The following is a 21,366-nucleotide window of genomic DNA, read 5'->3' on the forward strand; positions in this document are numbered from 1 at the left end:
CGCAAGCGCTTCATTTCCTTTAGAATTAGCGGTTTCGTATTCAATACGCGCGCGTGCCCAACACCATGAAAACCGCCGAGATTCGCCAGAAATTCCTCGACTTCTTTGCCTCCAAGCAGCACCAGATCGTTGCCTCCAGCCCGCTGGTTCCCAACAACGACCCCACCATCATGTTTACCGTGGCCGGCATGGTGCAGTTCAAGGACTGTTTCCTGGGCTTCGACAAGCGCAGCTATACCCGTGCCACCACCAGCCAGAAATGCCTGCGCGCTGGCGGCAAGCACAACGACCTGGAAAACGTCGGCTACACCGCGCGCCACCACACCTTCTTTGAAATGCTGGGCAACTTCAGCTTTGGCGATTACTTCAAGCGCGATGCCATCACCTTTGCGTGGGAGTTCCTCACCAGCCCGCAATGGCTGAACCTGCCCAAAGAAAAGCTGATGGTGACCGTCTACGCATCGGACGACGAAGCGTACGACATCTGGCACAAGGAAGTGGGCGTTGACGCGGACAAGATCGTGCGCATTGGCGACAACAAGGGCGCACCGTACGCATCCGACAACTTCTGGACCATGGGCGATACCGGCCCGTGTGGCCCGTGCACCGAAATCTTCTATGACCACGGCCCTTCCGTTGCCGGCGGCCCCCCGGGCAGCCCGGATGAAGACGGCGACCGCTTCATGGAAATCTGGAACAACGTGTTCATGCAGTTCAACCGGGATGAAACCGGCACGCTGCACCCGTTGCCCAAACCATCGGTCGATACCGGCATGGGGCTGGAACGCCTGTCCACCGTACTGCAGGGCGTGAAATCCAACTACGAAACCGACCTGCTCTCCGGCCTTGTCAAAGCCGCCGCGCGTGAAACCGGCGTGCCGTACAGCCAGGACGTGCCGTCGCTGAAGGTGATTGCCGACCATATCCGTGCCTGTGCCTTCCTGGTGGCCGATGGCGTGCTGCCATCGAACGAAGGCCGCGGCTACGTGCTGCGCCGCATCGTGCGCCGCGCGGTACGCCATGGCTACAAGCTGGGCCAGAAAGGCGTGTTCTTCCACAAGCTGGTGGCTGACCTTGCAGCACTGATGGGCGACGCCTACCCGCAGCTGATCGACAGCCAGGACCGCATTACCGAGGCATTGCGCGCGGAAGAAGAACAGTTTGCCCGCACGCTGGATATCGGCATGGCACTGCTGGAAAAATCGCTGGAAGGCGGCAAGAAAGTACTAGATGGCAAGACTGCGTTCACGCTGCACAGCACCTACGGCTTCCCGATCGACCTGACCGCGGACATCTGCCGCGAGCGCGATCTGGAGCTGGACATGGCCGGCTACGAGCGCGAACTGAAGGAAGAACAGGAACGCGGCCGCGCCGCCGGCACCTTCAAGATGACAGCGGGTTTGGCGTACGACGGCGATGCCAGCTGCTTCCACGGCTACACCGAAACCACGCGTGCCGGCACCGTGATTGCGCTGTACAAGGGCAACGAGCAGGTACAGCAGCTGAACGCCGGCGATGAAGGCGTGGTGGTGCTCGATCACACGCCGTTCTATGCCGAATCCGGCGGCCAGGCGGGCGATACCGGCAGCATCAGTGCCGCAGCCGGCAACTTCGCGGTCAGCGATACGCAAAAGGTGAAGGCAGACGTGTTCGGCCACCAGGGCCGCGTTGCCAGCGGCACGCTGAAAGTGGGCGACGCGGTGACCGCCAGCATCGACCTCGACAAGCGCCAAGCCACGCAGCGCAACCACTCGGCCACGCACTTGCTGCACGCCGCATTGCGCGAAGTACTGGGCACGCACGTGGAGCAGAAAGGCTCGCTGGTTACCTTCGAGCGTACGCGTTTCGACTTCAGCCACCCCAAGGCGCTGAGCAGCGAGGAAATCCGCCAGATCGAAGCGCTGGTCAACCATGTGGTGATGCAGAACTACCCGGTGGACGTGGGCCTGATGAGCTACGACGACGCCATCAAGGCCGGCGCCATGGCGCTGTTCGGCGAGAAATACGGCGATGAAGTGCGTGTGCTGAAAATGGGCGATTTCTCCACCGAACTGTGCGGTGGCACGCACGTCAGCCGCACCGGCGACATCGGCCTGTTCAAGATCATTACCGAAGGCGGTGTTGCCGCCGGCATCCGCCGCGTGGAAGCCACCACCGGCGAGGGCGCACTGGCACTGGTGCAGGCGCAGGAAGCCGAGCTCAAAGCCGCCACCGAGCTGGCACAGGCCCAGCCGGGTGACCTGCTGGGCAAGCTGGAAAAGCTGCAGGCCGACCTGAAAGCAGCGCAGAAGGAAGCACAGGCGCTCAAGGGCCAGCTGGCGCTGGGCCGCGTCGATGAGTTCCTGGTCAAGCAAACCAGCATCAACGGCGTGAACGTGGTGGTTGCGTTGCTGGAAGGCCTGGATGGCGCCACCGTGCGCGACATGAGCGACAAGCTGATGGACCGCCTGGGCAACGGCATTGCCGTGCTGGCCAGCAATGGCGACGGCAAGGCCAGCATCATCGCCCGCGTGGCCAAGGACCTGACCGGCAAGGTCAAGGCGGGTGATCTGGTCAACTTTGTGGCCCAGCAAGTGGGTGGCAAGGGCGGCGGCCGCCCGGACATGGCCCAAGCCGGCGGTACCCAGCCGGAAAACCTGCAGTCCGCGCTGCAAAGCGTGGCGGGCTGGCTGGGCGAGAAGCTTTGATCCGCCGGACCTGCATCACCGGAAACACCCGCGCAAGCGGGTGTTTTTCTTTGTGGCAACGCCCGTCAGGGTAAGCGTGCATAAACCCGGGCCCGCAACGCGGCTTATACTGCGTCGGGCAGCGCCTGCCGCAAGTACAACCGCCCTGCCCCGGCCTGACTTGGTCCCGCCAACTGCACCGCACGGAGACATACCGCATGGAGAGCACGCCGCCCCCGCAACCCGCCGCCAACAACATGCTGATCTGGCTGGTTGCCATCGGTTTCTTCATGCAGACGCTGGACAGCACCATCGTCAACACCGCGCTGCCCAGCATGGCGGCGGCGCTGGGGGAAAGCCCGCTGCGCATGCAGTCGGTGGTGATTTCGTATGCGCTGACCGTGGCGCTGCTGATTCCTGCATCCGGCTGGCTGGCAGACAAGTTCGGCACCCGCAAGATCTTCTTTGGCGCCATCCTGCTGTTCACGCTGGGCTCGCTGCTGTGTGCATTGTCCGGCACGCTCACCCAACTGGTAGCCTCTCGCGTGCTACAAGGCATCGGCGGTGCAATGCTGTTGCCGGTGGGCCGGCTGGCGGTGTTGCGCGCGGTACCGCGTGATCGCTTCCTGGACGCGATGAGCATGATCGCTATTCCCGGCATGCTCGGGCCACTGGTGGGGCCGACGCTGGGCGGCTGGCTGGTGGAGGCAGCGTCGTGGCACTGGATTTTCCTGATCAATATCCCGGTGGGCGTTGTCGGCTGCATTGCCACCTTCCGCCTGATGCCCGATTTCCGTGCGGCCGAGCACACGCGCTTCGATGCCACCGGCTTCATCCTGCTGGCGGCCGGCATGCTGATGCTCACCTTGTCGCTGGAAGGCCTGGCGGAGCTGGGCATGCAGCAGGCCACGGTGGCAGTGCTGCTGGTATTTGGCCTGGTGGCGATCGCCGCGTACTGGCTGCACGCCACGCGGGTGCCCGCCCCCCTTTTTCCACCCAGCCTGTTCCGCACGCACAGCTACGCGGTGGGCTTGCTGGGCAATCTCTTTGCACGGCTGGGCATTGGTGCCATGCCCTTGCTGCTGCCGCTGTTGCTGCAGGTGTCTTTCGGCTTTTCGCCATTCCAGGCCGGCATGTCGATGATCCCGATGGTGCTGGCGGGCATGGTGACGCGTCAGTTGGTGTCGCCATCGGTCAAGCACTGGGGCTACCGCAATGTACTGGTGGCCAACACCATCTTGCTGGGCGTGCTGATCGCCAGCTTTGCGCTGCTCACCCCTACCACGCCCGCGTGGTTGCGCGTGGCGATGTTCGCAGCATTCGGCGCAGCCAACGCGGTGCAGTTCACCGCGATGAACACGCTGGCACTCAAGGACCTTGATCCGGCGCAGGCCAGCAGCGGCAACGGGCTGCTATCGGTGATCATGCAACTGGCGATGGCGCTGGGCGTGGCCGCTGGCGCGGCGGTGCTGGGGCTGTTTTCCCACCACTACAACATACCGCATGGCTCCGGCAGCACGCTGCAGGCATTCCATGCCACCTTCATCTGCGTCGGGGTGATGACGGCGGCGGCTTCCGGCATTTTCTTCCAGTTGGCGAGTGATACGTCCCGGCAGTGCCCGCGTACGCAGAGTGATGTGGAATAGGTGTCTGCGGCGGCAGCATATGGCGGCGCAACAGCAGATTGGAGAAATCAAGAAGCATCAAACCTTGCACGGCGGCATCCGGTCCTGCTCAAGCCAGTTTCTGGTCGTCAGCACGCAGACCGGCGGTTGTTGCCCGATGCCCCGCCTGCACTGCCCACAACCGGTAGCACGCACTTGTTATATCACCACCGCAAGTGCATGACAGGCAGCGCAAGGCTGTTTACGATCTGCTGGCGAGGGCTGGTGCGGCGCTGATGAGCGCCCCGCCGGGCCCGCTACACCATCCAGCAGGAACGCCACACCATGCACCTGGGCTTGCAAGGCAAGAATGTATTGATTACCGGCGGCAGCAAAGGGATCGGCCTTGCCTGCGCGCGGCTGTTTGTTGCCGAGGGCGCCCGCGTTGCGCTGGTGGGCAGGTCTGCGGCCAGCCTTGATGCCGCCAGCTCAGCGCTTGGCGCTGCCTATACCGTGGCCGCAGACCTGCGTGATGCCGATGCGGCAGCCAGTATGGTTATCCAAATGGAAGCGCAATTTGGCCCCATCGACATCCTGGTGAACAGCGCCGGCGCGGCGCAGCGCACCAACGCGGAAGCGCTCTCCCCGCAGGCCTGGCGGGAGGCGATGGACGCCAAGTATTTCAGCTACATCAATGTGATCGATCCGGTGATCAAGCTGATGGCGGAGCGCGGGCGGGGTTGCATCGTCAACATCATCGGCAAAGGCGGAAAAATCCCGACGCCAACCCATATTGCCGGCGGCGCCGCCAATGCGGCGCTGATGCTGGCCACCGCTGGCCTTGGCCATGCCTATGCGGTACACGGGGTACGGGTGCTGGGCGTCAGCCCCGGTACCACCCACACCGAGCGCGTTACCGCCAATGTGCGCGCACAAGCCGACCGGGCCGGCATCAGCGTGGAAGAGGCCTACGCGCGCATGGTGGAAGATCTGCCGCTTGGCCGCCCAGCCGAGCCGGAAGAAATTGCCGACATCGTGGTGTTTGCCGCATCGGAGCGCAGCCGTTATCTGACCGGTACGACGATCACGGTGGATGGTGCGGCCTCGCCCACCGTGGTTTGAGAACCTGTTTACGCTAGCGCCGGGGTGAAAAGCAGCGCGTGGACAGACTTTGAATGATCGATAGCTGATCACCGGCATGCGCATCCGGCGGCCATCCGGGAAGGACGGGCCAGCAAAATCGCGCCAACCCCGGTAAAGTGGGCAGCTACCCGTTCCCGCCAGCATGCACTGCCGTGCTGACCCGCCGTGATGAAAAAGCCCGATAAATCGAGCCCCTTTTACCAGCAGTTGAAGCCACTGCACAAAGTGCTGAAGGCGGCCGCCAAGCCGGTCGTGGTGGTGGCACCGCCACCTGCCCCGCCCCCCCTGAGCGATCACGAACTGTTCGTGCTGGCCACCGAAGGCGTGCGGCGCTTCGTGGATGATCACTTCCACCATGTGCCGCAAAAGCCCAGCCCGTGGCCGCTGCAGCGCTGGCATGACGAAGCGCAGGTGATGAGCGATGCCATGAGCGATTTCTGGCCGTGGGACGAGCTGGAAAGCGGTGAGGAACTGCTCTACCTGCGCCCGGGCATGAAGCTCGATACGCTGCGGCGCTTGCGCCGTGGCGAATGGGTGGTGCAGGCGCAGCTCGATCTGCACGGCCACACGGTGGAAACCGCCCGGCTGGCGGTCGCCGAGTTCCTGCATGCATGCCGGCTGCAGAACCGCCGCTGCGTGCGCATCATCCACGGCAAGGGGCTGGGCTCGAAGCACAAGCAGCCGGTACTCAAGCTCAAGCTGAAAAACTGGCTGGCGCAGCGCGATGAAGTGCTGGCGTTCGCGCAGGCCAGAAGCGTGGATGGCGGTGCGGGGGCGGTGCTGGCACTGCTGAAGGGCTGGCGGGAAAAATAGCGCCAGATGGCGACAACTTCACAGTTTCTCGCGCCTACTCCATTACAATCCCGTACTGCCAAAAACAACAGACTGCCGCATGCAATCGATTGCTTCTTCCCGCTGGGCCAAATGGCTGGCCCTGCTTCTGTTCGCCACGCTGTGGTTCGGTACCCTGGGCTACCGCAAGCTGATCTCCCCCGATGAAGGCCGCTACGCGGAAATCGGCCGCGAGATGGCCGTCAGCGGCGATTGGGTTACCCCGCGCCTGAATGGCATCAAATATTTCGAGAAGCCCGCACTGCAATACTGGATGACCGCCAGCAGCTACAAGGTATTTGGCGAATCAGAATTTGCAGCCCGGCTGTGGCCTGCGCTGACCGGCTTTGCCGCGGTGCTGGTGGTGTTTGCCACACTGCGCCGGCTGTACCGGCGTGAGCCGGATGGCGAAGCCATTGCCTGGAGCGGTGCGGCATTGCTGGGCAGCAGTGCGTGGTGGATAGGCAACGGGCATTTTCTCAGCCTGGATATGGGTGTTTCCGCCTTCCTGACCATGGTGCTGTGCGGCTTCCTGTGGGCGCAGCACGACGATGCCAGCAAGGAAGCGCAGCGCAACGGCATGCTGGCAGCGTGGGCGGCCATGGCGCTGGCAACGCTCTCCAAGGGGCTGATCGGCATCGTCATCCCGGGTGCGGCACTGGTGTGCTATACGCTGTGGACACAAGACTGGAAAGTATGGGCGCGCATGCATTTCGGCAAAGGGCTGGCGCTGTTCCTGCTGCTGGCCGCGCCGTGGTTCCTGCTGGTATCGCACCGCAACCCCGAGTTTGCCCATTTCTTCTTCATCCACGAACATTTCCAGCGCTATGCCACTGAAGAAGCGCGCCGGGTAGAGCCCTGGCATTTCTTCATCCCCATCCTGCTGGCCGGGCTGTTGCCATGGACTGCATTGCTGCCTGCCATCGCGCAAAGCGGCTGGCGCAAACAGGGCGGGCAGCGCTTCCAGCCGCAACGCTTCCTGCTGGCTTGGGCTGCGTTCGTACTGCTGTTTTTCTCGGCATCCGGTTCCAAGCTGCCGTCGTATATCCTGCCGATGTTCCCGCCGCTGGCCATGCTGGCGGCCCCCTCGCTGCCACGGCTGGGCCGGAAAAATGCCTGGGCGCTGGTGATCACGCTGTTGCTGGCCGGCATCGCATTGCTGATCGTCGCGCCGATACTGGCCGCGCGGGCCGCGCAGGCCGCTGTTGCCACCGGCGATGCCGGCTATGCCAACTGGCTGTATGCCACCGGCGGCGCCATGCTGTTGTTCGCCGCCATTGCAGCCGTAATGCAATGGAAGAAATCCACCGCCGGGCTGGTCGCCACGCTGGCTGTTGCCGGGCTTGTGGCCGGGCAGATCCCGATGATCGGCCACAATGAATATGCGATGCGCAAATCAAGCTACGCGCTGGCCGAGGCGGTACGCCCGCAGCTGGCCGCCAACAGCACGCTGTACAGCGTGCGCTCTTACGACCAGACGCTGCCGTTCTACCTGAAGCGCACGCTGCAGTTTGTCGAGTACGTGGATGAATTCCGCCTGGGCCAGGGGATCGAGCCGGACAAGCTGATCGACATGGAAACCTTCATCCAGCGCTGGCGCGAGGATGCCGCACCGGTTGCCGTGGTGGAGCAGGATAGCTACGACAAACTGAAGGCACAGGGGCTGATCATGCATATCCTGTATAGCGACACCAAGCGCCTGGTGGTGGCCAAGCCCTGATGGGCAAACAGCTTCGCTGAGTGGCACTCATAAGAGATAGTGAACAGGCCACCGGCTTTGGAGCCGATACAAAACCCGGTGAAACGGTGCTGGCAAGGCGTGGCCGGCGAGGCGCGCGAAACGCAGGCAGTCCAAGACGTACAGCAAGTGAGGCTCGGCGCCCCCGCACAACGCCGCCAGCAGGGTTTTGTTGGCGGCTTTTAGAGAATCAAAGGAACACGCATGGATTTCCTGCCCTTTACCCGCCCCAGCATCGATGAAGACACGATAGCCGATGTAGCCGATGTGCTGCGCAGCGGCTGGATCACCTCCGGCCCCAGGGTGGCGGCATTCGAAGCTGCGCTATCCGGCTACTTTGGCGGCCGCCCGGTACGCGTGGTCAATTCGGGCACCGGCGCACTGGAAATCGCCTTGCGGCTGATCAACCTGCAGCCGGGCGATGAAGTGATCACCACGCCGCTGACCTGGGTGGCTACCGTCAACGTGATCCTGCACGCAGGCGGCAAGCCGGTGCTGGTGGATATCGACCCGGTCACGCGCAATATCGATCTGGATGCGGTCGAGGCTGCCATCACGCCGCGCACCCGCGCCATCCTGCCGGTTGATCTGGCCGGCCTGCCGGTAGACCGTGATCGCCTGTACACCATCGCGGAAAAACATGGCCTGCGCGTGCTGGAAGATGCCGCCCAATCGCAAGGCAGCACCTGGCAAGGCCGCAAGATCGGCAGCTTTGGCGATCTGTGCTCGATCTCTTTCCACGCCAACAAGAACATGACCACCACCGAGGGCGGTGCGCTGGTGCTGAACAATGCCGAAGAAGCACGTCTGTTCGAAAAATGGCGGCTGCAAGGCGTAACCCGCTTTGCCGACGGCACCATGGACGTGGAACTGCCCGGCGGCAAATACAATCTCACCGATGTGGCCGCGGCCATCGGCTTGGGCCAGCTCAAGCATATCGATGCGTTCAACGCGCGCCGCAAGGTGCTGGCGCAACGCTACTTCGGGCAGATCGACCCCGCTTGGGGGCTGGCGCTGCCGGTTTGGTCGGACGATAGCAACTGGCACATGTTCCAGCCGCTGCTGCCGCTGGATCGCCTGAGCATCGGCCGGCCGGAATTCCTGGCCCGCATGAAGGAACACGGCATCGGCATCGGCGTGCACTACCCTGCGTTGCACCTGTTCAGCTACTTCCGTGGGCTGGGCTACCGGGAAAGCATGTACCCGCATGCCGAAGCCGTGGGGGCATCGACCATTTCGCTGCCGCTGTTCCCGGCCATGCACGATACCGATATCGACCGCGTATGCACGGCGCTTGCCAGCGTTTTGCAAGGCGCGCTGCGTTAACCTGGCAACACCGGCATGGCCGTGCCTGCACGCTGTGCAAACGTGGCCTTGCCCCAACCGTGACCGAGTTTATGACACTGCCCACCGTTTCCGTCGTCATCCCCGTCTACAACGAGGAAGAAGGCCTGCATGCCTTGTTCGACCGGCTTTATCCGGCGCTCGATGCGCTTGGCAAGCCGTATGAAATCATCTTCGTCAACGACGGCAGCCGCGACAGATCACCCGCCATGCTGGCAGACCAGTTCCACAAGCGGCCGGACGTGACACGGGTGATCCTGTTCAATGGCAACTTCGGCCAGCACCGTGCCATCCTGGCCGGCTTCGAGCATGCGCGCGGCCAGCAGATCGTCACGCTGGATGCCGATCTGCAAAACCCGCCCGAAGACATCAAAACGCTGCTGGATGAAATGGACAAGGGCCATGATTACGTGGGCTCCATCCGCCGCAAGCGCAACGATTCGGCATGGCGCCATCTGGCCAGCCGCGCGATGAACCGCCTGCGCGAGAAGCTCACCAAGATCAAGATGACCGATCAGGGCTGCATGCTGCGCGCGTACAGCCGCCGCATCATCGATACCATCAATCAATGCAACGAGATGCATACCTTCATCCCCGCGCTGGCGTATTCGTTCTCGCAAAACCCCACCGAAGTGGTGGTCGGCCACGAAGAACGCTTTGCCGGTGAATCCAAGTATTCGCTGTACAGCCTGATCCGCCTCAATTTCGATTTGATGACGGGGTTTTCCATCGTGCCGCTGCAGGCGTTCTCGATGCTGGGCATGCTGGTATCGCTGGGATCGGGTTGCCTGTTCCTGCTGCTGCTGGGGCGCCGCCTGATCATCGGGCCGGAAGAAGGCGGGCTGTTCACGCTGTTTGCACTGGTGTTCTTCCTGGTCGGCCTTGCACTGTTCGGCATCGGCCTGCTGGGCGAGTACATCGGCCGCATCTATCACGAAGTGCGCCAGCGCCCCCGCTACCTGATTGCTGCGGTACTCGAAAGCAGACAGGACGACGCGGCATGAGCAGCGCCGTGGTCTTTGCCTACCACAACGTGGGTGTGCGCTGCCTGAAGGTGCTGCTGGCACAGGGTGTGGATGTGCAACTGGTGGTCACGCACGAAGACAACCCCGGCGAGAACATCTGGTTTGCATCAGTGGCGCAAACCTGCCGCGATTACGGCATCCCCTTCATCACTCCGACAAACCCGAACACACCGGAAATCGAACAGCGCATTGCCGCGCTCAAGCCCGATTTCCTGTTCTCGTTCTATTACCGCAACATGCTGGGGGCCGCATTGCTGGCGGCGCCATTGCATGGCGCGTTCAATATGCACGGTTCGCTGCTGCCCCGGTATCGCGGCCGCGTGCCGATCAACTGGGCGGTGATCCACGGCGAGACCGAAACCGGCGCCACGCTGCACGTGATGAACATCAAGCCGGACAACGGCCCCATCGTCGATCAGCATGCGGTGCCCATCCTGCCGGACGATACCGCGCAGGAAGTATTCGACAAGGTGCTGGTGGCCGCGGAAATCTGCCTGCAGCGCAGCCTGCCCGCGCTGCTTGCCGGCACCGCCCGCTTCACGCCACAAGACCTGAGCCAGGGTGCCTACTTCGGCGGCAGGAAGGCCGAGGATGGCCGGCTGGACTGGCAACAGTCCGCCGCGCAAATCCACAACCTGGTGCGCGCGGTCACCATCCCCTACCCCGGTGCATTCTGCGATCTGGCCGGCACAAGGCTGACCATCTGGCGCACGCTGCATGCAGATGCGCCACCCGGCCTGCCAACAGGCACTACACCGGTGTTATGGGCAGCGGCAGGCAGCCTGTGGCTGCGTGCCGGCGATGGGGGCTGCCTGAAAGTACTGGCGGCAAGCTGGAACGATGCACCACTCGATACCGGCCGCTTCGACGAGCTGCTGGGCCGCCACCCGCTGGCGCTGCAACAGTCGTAACAGGATAGCGTGGCCGCATCGCGTAAACTGCGGCCCAACGATTTACAAAGGAACCCGTCATGAAGAAAGTGCTGATCCTCGGCGTCAACGGCTTTATCGGCCACCACCTGACCAAGCGCATCCTGGAGACCACCGATTGGGAGGTTTTCGGCATGGACATGCACACAGGCAAGATTGCCGAGTTTCTGGCGCACCCGCGCTTTCATTTCTTCGAGGGTGACATCACCATCAACCAGGAATGGATCGAATACCACGTGAAGAAGTGCGACGTGGTGCTGCCGCTGGTGGCCATCGCCACGCCGGCCACCTATGTGCAGGCACCGCTGCGCGTGTTCGAACTCGATTTCGAAGCCAACCTGCCCATCATCAAATGGTGCGTGAAGTACAAGAAGCGCGTGGTGTTCCCGTCCACATCCGAAGTGTATGGCATGTGTGAAGACGGCGAGTTCGATCCGGACAACTCCAACATGGTGTACGGCCCGATCAACAAGCCGCGCTGGATCTACGCGTGCTCCAAGCAGTTGATGGACCGCGTGATTGCCGCCTACGGCCAGCAGGAAGGGCTCGATTACACGCTGTTCCGCCCGTTCAACTGGATTGGCGCCGGGCTCGACAGCATCCACACCCCGAAGGAAGGCTCTTCGCGGGTGATCACGCAGTTCCTCGGCCATATCGTGCGCGGTGAAACCATCAAGCTGGTGGATGGCGGCAACCAGAAGCGTGCATTCACCTATATCGATGACGGCATCGATGCGCTGGTCAAGATCATTGCCAATACCGATGGCAAAGCCACCCGCCAGATCTACAACATCGGCAACCCCAGCAACAATTACTCGGTGCGCGAGCTGGCCACCATGATGCTGGAACTGGCGCGCCAGTACCCGGAATACGCGGAAGGCGTGGCCAAGGTGGACGTGGTGGAAACCACCTCCGGCGAGTACTACGGCAAAGGCTACCAGGACGTGCAGAACCGCGTTCCCAAGATCGACAACACCAAGGCCGATCTGGATTGGGCGCCTACGGTGAACATGGCGGATGCGCTCAAGGGCATCTTCGATGCGTACAAGGATCAGGTAGCGGAAGCGCGCAGCCTGGTGGATTGACCAGCTGCATGCGCCCCCAAAAACACGGCCCTACAGGCCGTGTTTTTTTATGCGCCTCGCTCCCGTCCAGCATAGGCAAACCTTGCCCCCGGCCAGGAATGGAGCGCCACGGGGTTCGCCGCCTAGCGTGCCAAAGCACCGTTCGGCAAGCGCCGCATAGGCAGCGGTCTGCTTTCATGGCTGAATGACGCCAAAATTTCACATGCCAAACCACATTCCGTTCGTTAACCCGACAATTTGTAAGGATTTCGATGCAGCACGCACCGAACAAACGATTCGCCGCCTCGATGGCCACCCTCATGCTGGCAGCATCCCTGGGGGTGCATGCCGCAACGACACCGGCGCCGACACCAAGACCGCGCCTCGTCATCACCGCGACTTCGGTACCCGCCACGCCCAAACCAACGGTGACCCCAAAGCCTGCTGCGACGCCAAAACCGACCATTACGCCCAAGCCAACCACCACGCCGAAACCGACTGCAGTACCGACTGCCATACCGACGGTGAAGCCGACCGTGCCGCCGCAGCCCACTCCGACACTCGCACCCGTATCGTACCGGCATGGCGAGATGATCAATCTGGATGGGCACTTCGGCAGCAATAACGCCACCCAGACCTTCCTTGGGGGGGCTGGCGGCATGATCGAAGCCACGGCCACCGGCAGCAGCATGGCCAATGGCAACGGCTGGACCTTCAACAATCTGGGCGGCCCCACCACAGTACAAAACGATCCGCAGCGCGGCAAAGTACTGTTCACGCCGGAAGACAGCACACACTACAACGCCGTACGCCGTTTCGACCCCGGCTTTGCCATTCCGGAACAGCGTTATATCTACAAAGCGCATTGGGTGCGCAATGTGCTGCTGCTTGATGGCAAGCCCTACACCAAGAGCTACCAATGGAAGCATGAGCGCATCGTGTGGCGTGATTCGGTGGTGGACGGCAATTGCGAATTCAAGATCTACAACTGGGCCAATACCGGCGTCATCACCATCGTCAACCGTTCTGCCACCGACCAGAGCACCTACTGGGGCGGCATCGCACCGGACCATAACGGTGACTGGGCATTGATGGAAACGCTGATCTATACCGGCACACAGGGCCTGCAGGACGGCAAGGTGATTACCCGCGTGCACAAGAATGGCCACACCTATATCAGCCAGAACCGGCAAGCGGAGAAAATCTATGCCGATCCGGATTTGCGGCTGCGCTACTTCATCGAGCAGAACTACTTCGGCAACTTTGGTCAGCGTGAAGATGGTGTGGACAATCCACTGCCCAAACCGGATGTGCGTCAGGTGTATTCAGACGACAGCAGGATCCTCATCAGCAACGATAACCAGCCGGCCTGGAAACGCGTGGAGCTGCGCGACAGCGTTGACCTGCACGATGCCACTGTCCGTGAACTGCAAGACTGGACGGTGTGGAGCGGCGGTATACAGGTCAAGCTCAATACAGGCGGCCTGCCCAAAGGCCGCCACCGCCTTTACCTGGTGGTGATCGAAGGGGTCGATGCCAACGGCTGGGACAATGTCGTTGGCGCCACGCCGATCAATGTCTCGGTAGACTGAAAGGCAGCAGGCGCTTGATCGGGCTGGCCGGTACCTGCCAGCCCGTGCCTAAGGGATTTCCAGTGCTGCACTCCAAACTGCCGGCCAGCGATGTGGAAGCGCTGCATTTACACGCATACAGCGCATCGAGCAGTCCGGTATGCAAATCCGCAGCCGTGCGCCTGGCCGATACCGCGGGGCAGCTAGCAGTCAGCGTGCACCACGCTGAAAGCGCTGTACCGCAGCGTTGTGCGCATCCAGCGTTTCGGAAAATGCCGAGCTGCCATCGCCACGTGCCACGAAATACAGTGCCTTCGATTGCGCCGGCTGCGTGGCTGCCAGCAAGGCAGCGTTGCCCGGCATGGCAATCGGTGTGGGCGGCAGGCCGGCACGCGTGTAGCTGTTGTACGGTGTATCGGTCTGCAGGTGCGTGCGGGTGAGGTTGCCATCGAAATCCGCACCCAGCCCGTAGATCACGCTGGGATCGGTCTGCAGCCGCATGCCGATTTTCAGGCGGTTGGTGAACACGCTGCCCACCATCGCGCGGTCGCTATCGAGGCCGGTTTCCTTCTCGATGATGGAAGCCAGGATCAGTGCCTCGTACGGTGTTTTCACCGGGATGCCCGGGCTGCGCTGCGCCCACGCGGCATCGAGCTTTTCCTGCAGCCGCGCATGTGCGCGCGCCAGCAGTTTCAGATCGCTGCTGCCCAGATCGATGAAATAGGTATCCGGGAAGAACTGCCCTTCCGGGTGGCCGGCGGCGATGCCCAATTTTTGCGCGATCTGCGCATCGCTCAGGCCGGCAATGTCGTGCTTGAGCTCCGGCTGCAGCGCCAGCGCCTGCTTGAGGTCGCGCCAGTTCCAGCCCTCGATCAACGTAAACGCCAGCTGTACCGCATCACCACGCGCCAGCTTGGCGATCAGTTCCAGCGGCGTCAGTGGTTTGTCGAGCTGGTAAACGCCAGCCTTGATCTGGCGCTCGTTGCCGGTGGCCTTGGTCAGCAACAGGAACAGCGCGGGCGAATCGATCACGCCTTGGCGGTACAACTGCTCGGCGGAGCGCTTCACGCTACCCGGCCCCAAGGTAAAGCGCAACGGCGTGGCGCCATCCTGCAACGCGATGGGCTGGTATGCATACCAGCCCACATAGCCTGCTGCAGCCCCGGCCAGCAGCACTGCCAATACCAGCAGCCTGCCAAACCAGCCGAGGCCGGACTTCTTATTCTTCGGGGTCGGTTTGCGTCGTGGGGCGGCCATTAGCGCGCTTAGCCTCAAAAAAGCGTTGAACGGTATCGAGCTCGCGGGTGCGGAACATTGGCGGCAAGCTCTTCCACAGCACCTTGCCGTAGGGTTTGTCGACCAGGCGGTTGTCGGCAATCATCAGGATGCCGGTATCGAACTCGTCGCGGATCAGCCGGCCAGCGCCCTGCTTGAGCGTGATCGCCGCATGCGGCAACTGGTAATCGATGAAGGCATTGCGGCCGTTTTTCTCGATCTGCTCCATGCGCGCGGACAGCACCGGATCATCCGGCGGGCTGAAGGGCAGTTTGTCGATCACCACCAGCGACAGTTGCTCGCCCTTCACATCGATGCCTTCCCAGAAGGTCTGGCTGGCCACCAGAATGGCATTCGGGGATGAGCGGAATTTCTCCAGCAGCTCGGTACGGCTGCCCTGCCCCTGCAGCAGTACCGGCCAATCGAGCTTGGCATCCTGCAACTGGGCAACGATCAGCTCATGCGCCTCGCGCATCGCACGCAGCGAGGTAAACAGCAAGAACGCATGCCCTTGTGTGATCTGCAGCAGCGGCCACGCGCGCTCGACCACTTTGCGGGTGAAGTCGGGCGTATTGGGGTTGGGCATGTCACGCGGCACATACAGCGCTGCCTGCTGCTTGTAATCGAACGGGCTTTCCCAGGTTTCGGTGCGCGCGTCCCACAGGCCCAGCTCATGCTGGTAATGCTTGAAGCTGTTGTTCACCGCCAGCGTGGCGCTGGCAAACACCCATGCCTTCTGGCCGGCGTTCAGCTGCTTCTGGAACAGTTTGGCGATATTGAGCGGCGTGGCATGCAACAGAAAGCCGTGGTTGGTGAGGTCGATCCAGTGGATGGATTCTTCCGCAGCCGGCTTGCCACGCGGCGTGGCAGCTGCTGCGCCCTCACCCTCTGCCGCTTCCCCATCCGGGGCCGGCGGCAGCGCTTTTTTTTGTTTGGCGGTTTGCGCTACCGGTGCATTGGGCGCGCCTTCCTGCCAGCTTTCCAGCCCTTCGTGCATGATCTTGGCACGCTCATGGCATTTGGCCAGGGCCTCGGCACGTTCGGCCTGAGCGGCCAGCAGCGTTTCCAGCGCGGCCAGCTTGTCTATCATCAGCGCCAGCGCATCGGTATAGGCGGGAAACTTCACACCCATCTCGTGCTGCGGCATGCGTGTGGGTTCCGGCCGGAACACCAGCCGGAAATCGCGCACCGCCTTTTCCAGTGCTTCTGCCGCTTGCGGCAGGTGCACGTAATCCTTGGCCACCACCAGTGCCTCGGCGCGTGCATCGCGCGCCAGCTCCACAATCTGGCCGGAGGTAATGGTTTCGCCAAAAAACAGGCTGGCCACATCCGGCAACTGGTGGGCTTCGTCGAAGATCACCGCGTTACAGGCAGGCAGCAGCTCACCGGCGCCTTCGTCACGCAGCCACACATCGGCGAAGAACAGATGGTGATTCACCACCACCACGTCAGCCTCCTGTGCGTCCTTGCGTGCCTTCAGCACGAAGCATTCCTTGTGGTTGGGGCAATCGGACCCCAGGCAGTTATCGCGCGTGCTGGTGACGTGCGCCCAGATGGGCGCATCTTCCGGCACGCCGGGACAGGCGGCCTTGTCGCCGGACATGGTTACCTTCGCGTAGCGCTCCACCTTCTGCAGGTCGAGGATGTCTTCCTTGCGCATGAAGCGGCCTTCATGCCGCGCGCGCTCCAGGTGGTAATGGCAAACATAGTTAGCACGGCCCTTGAGCAACGCCACGGTGACCGGCACCTTGAGCACATCGCGCACGGTGGGGATATCACGCTGGAACAGCTGATCCTGCAACGTCTTGGTACCGGTAGAGACGATCACCTTGCCACCGTACAGCAGCGCAGGCACCAGGTAAGCAAAGGTCTTGCCCGTGCCGGTGCCGGCCTCGGCAATCAGCTGGCCGCGCTCGTTCAGCGTATCGGCAACGGCATGCGCCATTTCCAGCTGCTGTGTACGCAGCTTGTAGCCAGGAAATGCTTCGCCAAACGGGCCATCTTCGGCAAAGGCTTCATCCAGTGTCATTGCGGCGGGTTGAAAACCAGGGTCTGGCCGGTCTGGCCGGTGCTGGCACTACCCAGCCAGTAATGAATGGCCGGCAGGATGGCTTCGAGCGGCGGGTTTTCGTCCTTGACCTCACCGGGATGGGTGGTGGTACGGAACGGGCTCTGGATCGGGCCGGGAATCAGCCAGTTGATGCGCAGGTTGGCTTGTTTCTCCCACTCGTCGGCAGCGATCTTCACCCAGGCACCCTGTGCCGCTTTCGATACCGCATAGCCGCCCCAATAAGCCTTTGGATCCAGCGCGTGGTGCTCGCCCAGCACCAGCACCGCGGCATCCGGCGAAGCGGAAAGCAGCGGGGTCAATGCGCGGGTCAGCGCAAACGGCGCGGCCACGTTCACGCGGAATTCATCCAGCCACTCATCCAGCTTCTGGTTGGCCAGCGGCGACAGGAATGCAAAGCCATTGGCGGCATGCAGGATACCGTCCAGCCGGCCAAATTCGCGCTGCAGCAACATGCCCAACTGGGCAAATTCGGTTTCACCGGCCTTGGCCAGATCCATGGGCACCGCAGCGGGTTGCGGGCCGCCAGCAGCCTCGATGGCATCGTAGGTGCGGGCAAGCTTCCTTTCGTTGCGGCCAGACAGGATGACGGTTGCACCCGCCCCGGCCAGCGCCAGCGCGGCAGCGGCGCCGATGCCCTGCCCGGCACCTGTTACCAGGATCACGCGGTCCTTGAATGCACCTTCGGGCGCAGCGTAGTTTTTCCAGTCACTCATACTTGCCATTTCCTGATCAGATTGCCGCGATTATCCCACGAGCAGCGGCCAGGCCGCTGCGTACTGCACCTTCCAGTGTGGCCGGGTAATCGCCAGCGGTGTAATCGCCCGCCAGCCACAGCGTGGGATCGGCGGTTGCGTTGGCCGGGCGCTGCAGATCGGGGATGCATGCAAACGTGGCGCGCTTTTCAGCAATCACGCGTGTCCATACCGGTGCTACCCAGCCAAAATGCTGCCGCAGCTCCGCCACGATAGCCTCGGTCAGCTCGGCCTGCCCCAGCGCGGAATGCGCACCACGTGCAGACAGCACCACTGCCATCAAGCCCGGCGTGGCATGGGTGTAATTGCGGTCGAATACCCATTGCGACAAGCCCCCTGCCACGCCCACCATGGGCTGTGGCAACGCCACATCGGCTGCGTATTGCAGATAAAGCGTCACAATAGGCTGGTAATCCCAGTCGGCCAGCATGGAGAGCACCGGCTGTGCTGCGGCCACATCCGCGAGCGCCATATCCAGCCGGTGTGGCGGCAGCGCGCAAACCACCGCGTCGAACTCATCCTCTTCCACCCGCCAGCCCTGCGGCGTTCTGGTGATACCCCGCACCGTGCTGCCCAGCCTGACCTCGCCACCCTGTGCAATCACATAACTCGCCGCAGCCTCCGGCAGCAATGCAGAGAAATCCAGCCGTGGAAACAGCAAGTCGGAGGCACTGCGCGCGCCGCCCAGGCTATCGCGCAGCACGTTGAACAGCACCTGGGTGGAGGCGGTTTCCAATGGGGTGTTGAGCGCCGCCACGGTCATCGGCCGCCAGAATGATTCCACCAGCGGCGCGGGCTGTGCCTGCAGTGCCAGCCAATCCGCCACCGGCAGATCTGCCGCCAGTTGCCAGTTGGCTGATTGCGCCCCACGTACCGCGCGGATCAATGCCCAGCGCTCGCGCCAGCTCAGCCCTCGTACACCCAGCAACGCAGCAACCAGGTGCAGCGGTGCAGGCAGTCGGGCGCAGCGCATATGGAAATCCGGCAGTACACGCAGATCCAGTGGCGTACGCAGGAACGCTGTATCGGGGTCGACACCCACTTCGTGCATCAGCGCCAGCAGGCCGGTATAACCACCGATCAGCAGGTGCTGGCCGTTATCGATATCGCGCCCGTCGATGCTGATGCGGCGCGCGCGCCCCCCCAGCACCGGGCCGGCTTCGTGCACGCAAATGGCCAGGCCGGCGCGGGCCAGCGCGGCAGCGGCGGCCATGCCGGCATAACCGCCACCCAGCACGGCAACACGCTTGCGGGCCGGCATCATGCCCGGATCAGGCAAACCAGTAGGTTTTCCACGCCAGCCACAGCTTGCGGATCGGCGTGATGGACAGGCGCTGGTTCAGCACTTTTTGCGGGCCATCCTGCTTGATCTCGGCCAGGGTGGCGCGGTAGATGGCGGCCATCATCAGGCCGGTACGCTGCTGCTTCTTGTCCACCTTGGGCAATCCGGCAATGGCCTTGGTGTACCAGCTTTCCGCACGTTCGATCTGGAAGTTCATCAATTCGCGGAACGCATCGGTTTCGCGGTAATTCTGGATATCCGCTGCAGGCACGTTGAAGCGCTGCAGGTCTTCCACCGGCAGGTAGATGCGGCCACGGCGCGCATCTTCACCTACATCGCGAATGATGTTGGTCAGCTGGAAGGCAATGCCAAGGTCATGCGCGTACTGTTCGGTGCGCGGATCGGTATAGCCGAAAATGCGCGCCGCCAGCAGCCCCACCACCGAGGCCACGCGATAGCAATACTTCTGCAGATCGGCAAAGGTGGTGTAGCGCGCCTGCTCCAGATCCATCTGCATGCCGTCGATGATTTCGGCAAAATGCGCCTGCGGCAGATCGTATGCCTTGATCTGCGGTTGCAGCGCCTGGGTGACAGGATGCTGCGGCTTGCCGGCGTACAGATTGGTCAGCTCGGCGCGCCACCAGTTGAGCTTGGTCAGCGCCACGTTCTCGTCGTGGCACTCGTCCACCACGTCGTCCACTTCGCGACAGAACGCATACAGCGCGGTGATCGCACGGCGCTTTTCCAGCGGCAGGAAGCGGAAGCTGTAATAGAAGCTGGAGCCGCTCGCAGCGGCTTTCTCTTCGCAGTATTGATCAGGCGTCACGCAATCTTCCCGGGAATACGCGGGGTATCGACGTGCACATCGCCGCACTGCGCGCGGTGGCGCAATGCATGGTCGATCAGGGTCAGTGCCAGCATGGCTTCCGCAATCGGCGTGGCACGGATGCCCACGCACGGATCATGTCGGCCTGTAGTGGCCATCAGCACCGGGTTGCCGGCCTTGTCGATGGAGCGGCGCTCCTGCGCAATGCTGGACGTGGGCTTCACCGCGATATTGACGACAATATCCTGCCCCGTGGAAATACCACCCAGCACGCCACCCGCTTCATTACTGGCAAAGCCTTCCGGCGTGAGCTCATCGCAATGCACGGAGCCCTTCTGCGCCACGGATTTGAAACCCGCGCCGATCTCCACGCCCTTTACCGCATTGATGTTCATCATGTTGAAGGCGATATCCGCATCCAGTCGGTCGTACACCGGTTCACCCCAGCCCACCGGCACGTTCTCTGCCACCACGGTGATTTTGGCGCCCACCGAATCACGCTCCTTGCGGATACCGTCCAGGTAGTCTTCCAGCTGCGGCACGATTTCGGCATTCGGGGAAAAGAACGGGTTGTTGCCCACTTCATCCCAAGTCTGGAACGGGATATCGACTTCACCCAGCTGGCTCATGTAACCGCGGATCAGCACGCCGTAGCACTCGCTCAACCACTTCTTGGCAATGGCGCCTGCCGCCACGCGCACCGCTGTTTCGCGCGCGGAAGAACGGCCACCACCGCGGTAATCGCGGATACCGTACTTGTGCCAGTAGGTGTAGTCGGCGTGGCCGGGGCGGAAGGTCTCGACGATCTTGCCGTAATCCTGGCTGCGCTGGTCAGTATTGCGGATCAGCAGTGCAATCGGCGTGCCGGTGGTCTTGCCTTCGAATACGCCGGAGAGGATTTCAACCTCGTCCGCTTCCTTGCGCTGGGTCACATGGCGGCTGGTGCCCGGCTTGCGGCGATCCAGCTCGAGCTGGATATCTTCCACCGAAATGGCGAGGCCAGGAGGGCAACCATCGACCACGCAGCCAATACCGGCGCCATGCGATTCGCCAAACGAAGTAACGGTAAACAACAAACCTAGCGTATTGCCGGACATGCCCTCTCCTGCCAGTGCAGCAGCACTGAATGTATCTCTCTGAATCTGTGGATTTTACCACGAGGGCGCACCCAGCCAGAACGGCTACATCAAACACGTTCACCAAGTCTGCGCGGGAAAGATGCAATCTGTATTGCAGTGCCGCAAG

General features: G+C 62.4%; 16 protein-coding genes. 10 read left to right on the top strand and 6 right to left on the bottom strand.

Translation table 11 applies throughout. The features are described 5' to 3' along the window. The first annotated feature begins 65 nt into the window (after positions 1-65). From alaS to IGB42_RS02765, 10 genes are all read left to right on the top strand, one after another. Positions 66-2,687 carry an alanine--tRNA ligase gene (alaS, locus tag IGB42_RS02720; RefSeq protein WP_159666268.1) on the top strand — a complete coding sequence of 874 codons (2,622 nt, stop codon included), beginning with the start codon at positions 66-68 and terminating at the stop codon, positions 2,685-2,687. 197 nt (positions 2,688-2,884) lie between these two features. Beyond that, complete coding sequence (gene mdtD, locus IGB42_RS02725; RefSeq protein WP_159666273.1) at positions 2,885-4,312, top strand: multidrug transporter subunit MdtD; 1,428 nt, start codon at positions 2,885-2,887, stop codon at positions 4,310-4,312. A 303-nt stretch (positions 4,313-4,615) separates the two neighbouring features. Continuing rightward, positions 4,616-5,392 (top strand): SDR family oxidoreductase, encoded by a 777-nt coding sequence (locus tag IGB42_RS02730; protein ID WP_159666280.1) that lies wholly within the window; start codon positions 4,616-4,618, stop codon positions 5,390-5,392. A gap of 189 nt (positions 5,393-5,581) precedes the next feature. Then, positions 5,582-6,226, top strand: coding sequence for a Smr/MutS family protein (locus IGB42_RS02735; RefSeq protein ID WP_159666285.1), 645 nt, complete (start codon positions 5,582-5,584; stop codon positions 6,224-6,226). Between the two features lie 79 nt (positions 6,227-6,305). Next, positions 6,306-7,964 (top strand): phospholipid carrier-dependent glycosyltransferase, encoded by a 1,659-nt coding sequence (locus IGB42_RS02740; RefSeq protein ID WP_159666309.1) that lies wholly within the window; start codon positions 6,306-6,308, stop codon positions 7,962-7,964. Positions 7,965-8,186: 222 nt separating this feature from the next. Next, positions 8,187-9,308, top strand: coding sequence for a DegT/DnrJ/EryC1/StrS aminotransferase family protein (locus IGB42_RS02745; protein ID WP_159666330.1), 1,122 nt, complete (start codon positions 8,187-8,189; stop codon positions 9,306-9,308). 71 nt (positions 9,309-9,379) lie between these two features. Beyond that, positions 9,380-10,330, top strand: coding sequence for a glycosyltransferase (locus IGB42_RS02750; protein ID WP_159666333.1), 951 nt, complete (start codon positions 9,380-9,382; stop codon positions 10,328-10,330). After that, complete coding sequence (locus IGB42_RS02755) at positions 10,327-11,262, top strand: formyltransferase (RefSeq protein ID WP_159666336.1); 936 nt, start codon at positions 10,327-10,329, stop codon at positions 11,260-11,262. The genes IGB42_RS02750 and IGB42_RS02755 overlap by 4 nt, the downstream gene beginning before the upstream one ends. Positions 11,263-11,321: 59 nt before the next feature. Next, the gene (locus tag IGB42_RS02760; RefSeq protein WP_159666339.1) at positions 11,322-12,365 is read left to right on the top strand and encodes a bifunctional UDP-4-keto-pentose/UDP-xylose synthase; all 1,044 of its coding nucleotides are present in this window, start codon (positions 11,322-11,324) and stop codon (positions 12,363-12,365) included. A 299-nt stretch (positions 12,366-12,664) separates the two neighbouring features. Next, on the top strand, positions 12,665-13,936 hold the full coding sequence (locus IGB42_RS02765; protein ID WP_159666342.1) for a hypothetical protein: 1,272 nt from the start codon (positions 12,665-12,667) through the stop codon (positions 13,934-13,936). A 189-nt stretch (positions 13,937-14,125) separates the two neighbouring features. Here IGB42_RS02765 and mltG read toward each other — a convergent pair whose 3' ends face one another. The 6 genes from mltG to aroC are packed head-to-tail and all read right to left on the bottom strand — an operon-like array spanning position 14,126 to position 21,218. Then, a complete protein-coding gene (mltG, locus tag IGB42_RS02770; RefSeq protein WP_159666345.1) occupies positions 14,126-15,172 on the bottom strand; it encodes an endolytic transglycosylase MltG in 1,047 nt (348 codons plus the stop codon). Next, positions 15,135-17,219, bottom strand: coding sequence for an ATP-dependent DNA helicase (locus IGB42_RS22120; RefSeq protein ID WP_159666348.1), 2,085 nt, complete (start codon positions 17,217-17,219; stop codon positions 15,135-15,137). The genes mltG and IGB42_RS22120 overlap by 38 nt, the downstream gene beginning before the upstream one ends. Next, entirely contained in the window at positions 17,216-17,974 is a 759-nt protein-coding gene (locus IGB42_RS02780; protein ID WP_159666351.1) for an SDR family NAD(P)-dependent oxidoreductase, read from the bottom strand. Before IGB42_RS02780 ends, IGB42_RS22120 begins: the two co-directional genes overlap by 4 nt. 16 nt (positions 17,975-17,990) lie before the next feature. Next, on the bottom strand, positions 17,991-19,277 hold the full coding sequence (gene hpnE / locus IGB42_RS02785) for a hydroxysqualene dehydroxylase HpnE (protein WP_159666354.1): 1,287 nt from the start codon (positions 19,275-19,277) through the stop codon (positions 17,991-17,993). A 7-nt stretch (positions 19,278-19,284) separates the two neighbouring features. Further along, complete coding sequence (gene hpnD, locus IGB42_RS02790) at positions 19,285-20,121, bottom strand: presqualene diphosphate synthase HpnD (RefSeq protein WP_159666357.1); 837 nt, start codon at positions 20,119-20,121, stop codon at positions 19,285-19,287. Beyond that, positions 20,118-21,218 carry a chorismate synthase gene (gene aroC, locus IGB42_RS02795; protein WP_159666360.1) on the bottom strand — a complete coding sequence of 367 codons (1,101 nt, stop codon included), beginning with the start codon at positions 21,216-21,218 and terminating at the stop codon, positions 20,118-20,120. The genes hpnD and aroC overlap by 4 nt, the downstream gene beginning before the upstream one ends. Positions 21,219-21,366 lie beyond the last annotated feature (148 nt).

Origin of the sequence: Andreprevotia sp. IGB-42 (genome assembly GCF_009848685.1) — a bacterium.
GTDB lineage: Bacteria > Pseudomonadota > Gammaproteobacteria > Burkholderiales > Chitinibacteraceae > Andreprevotia.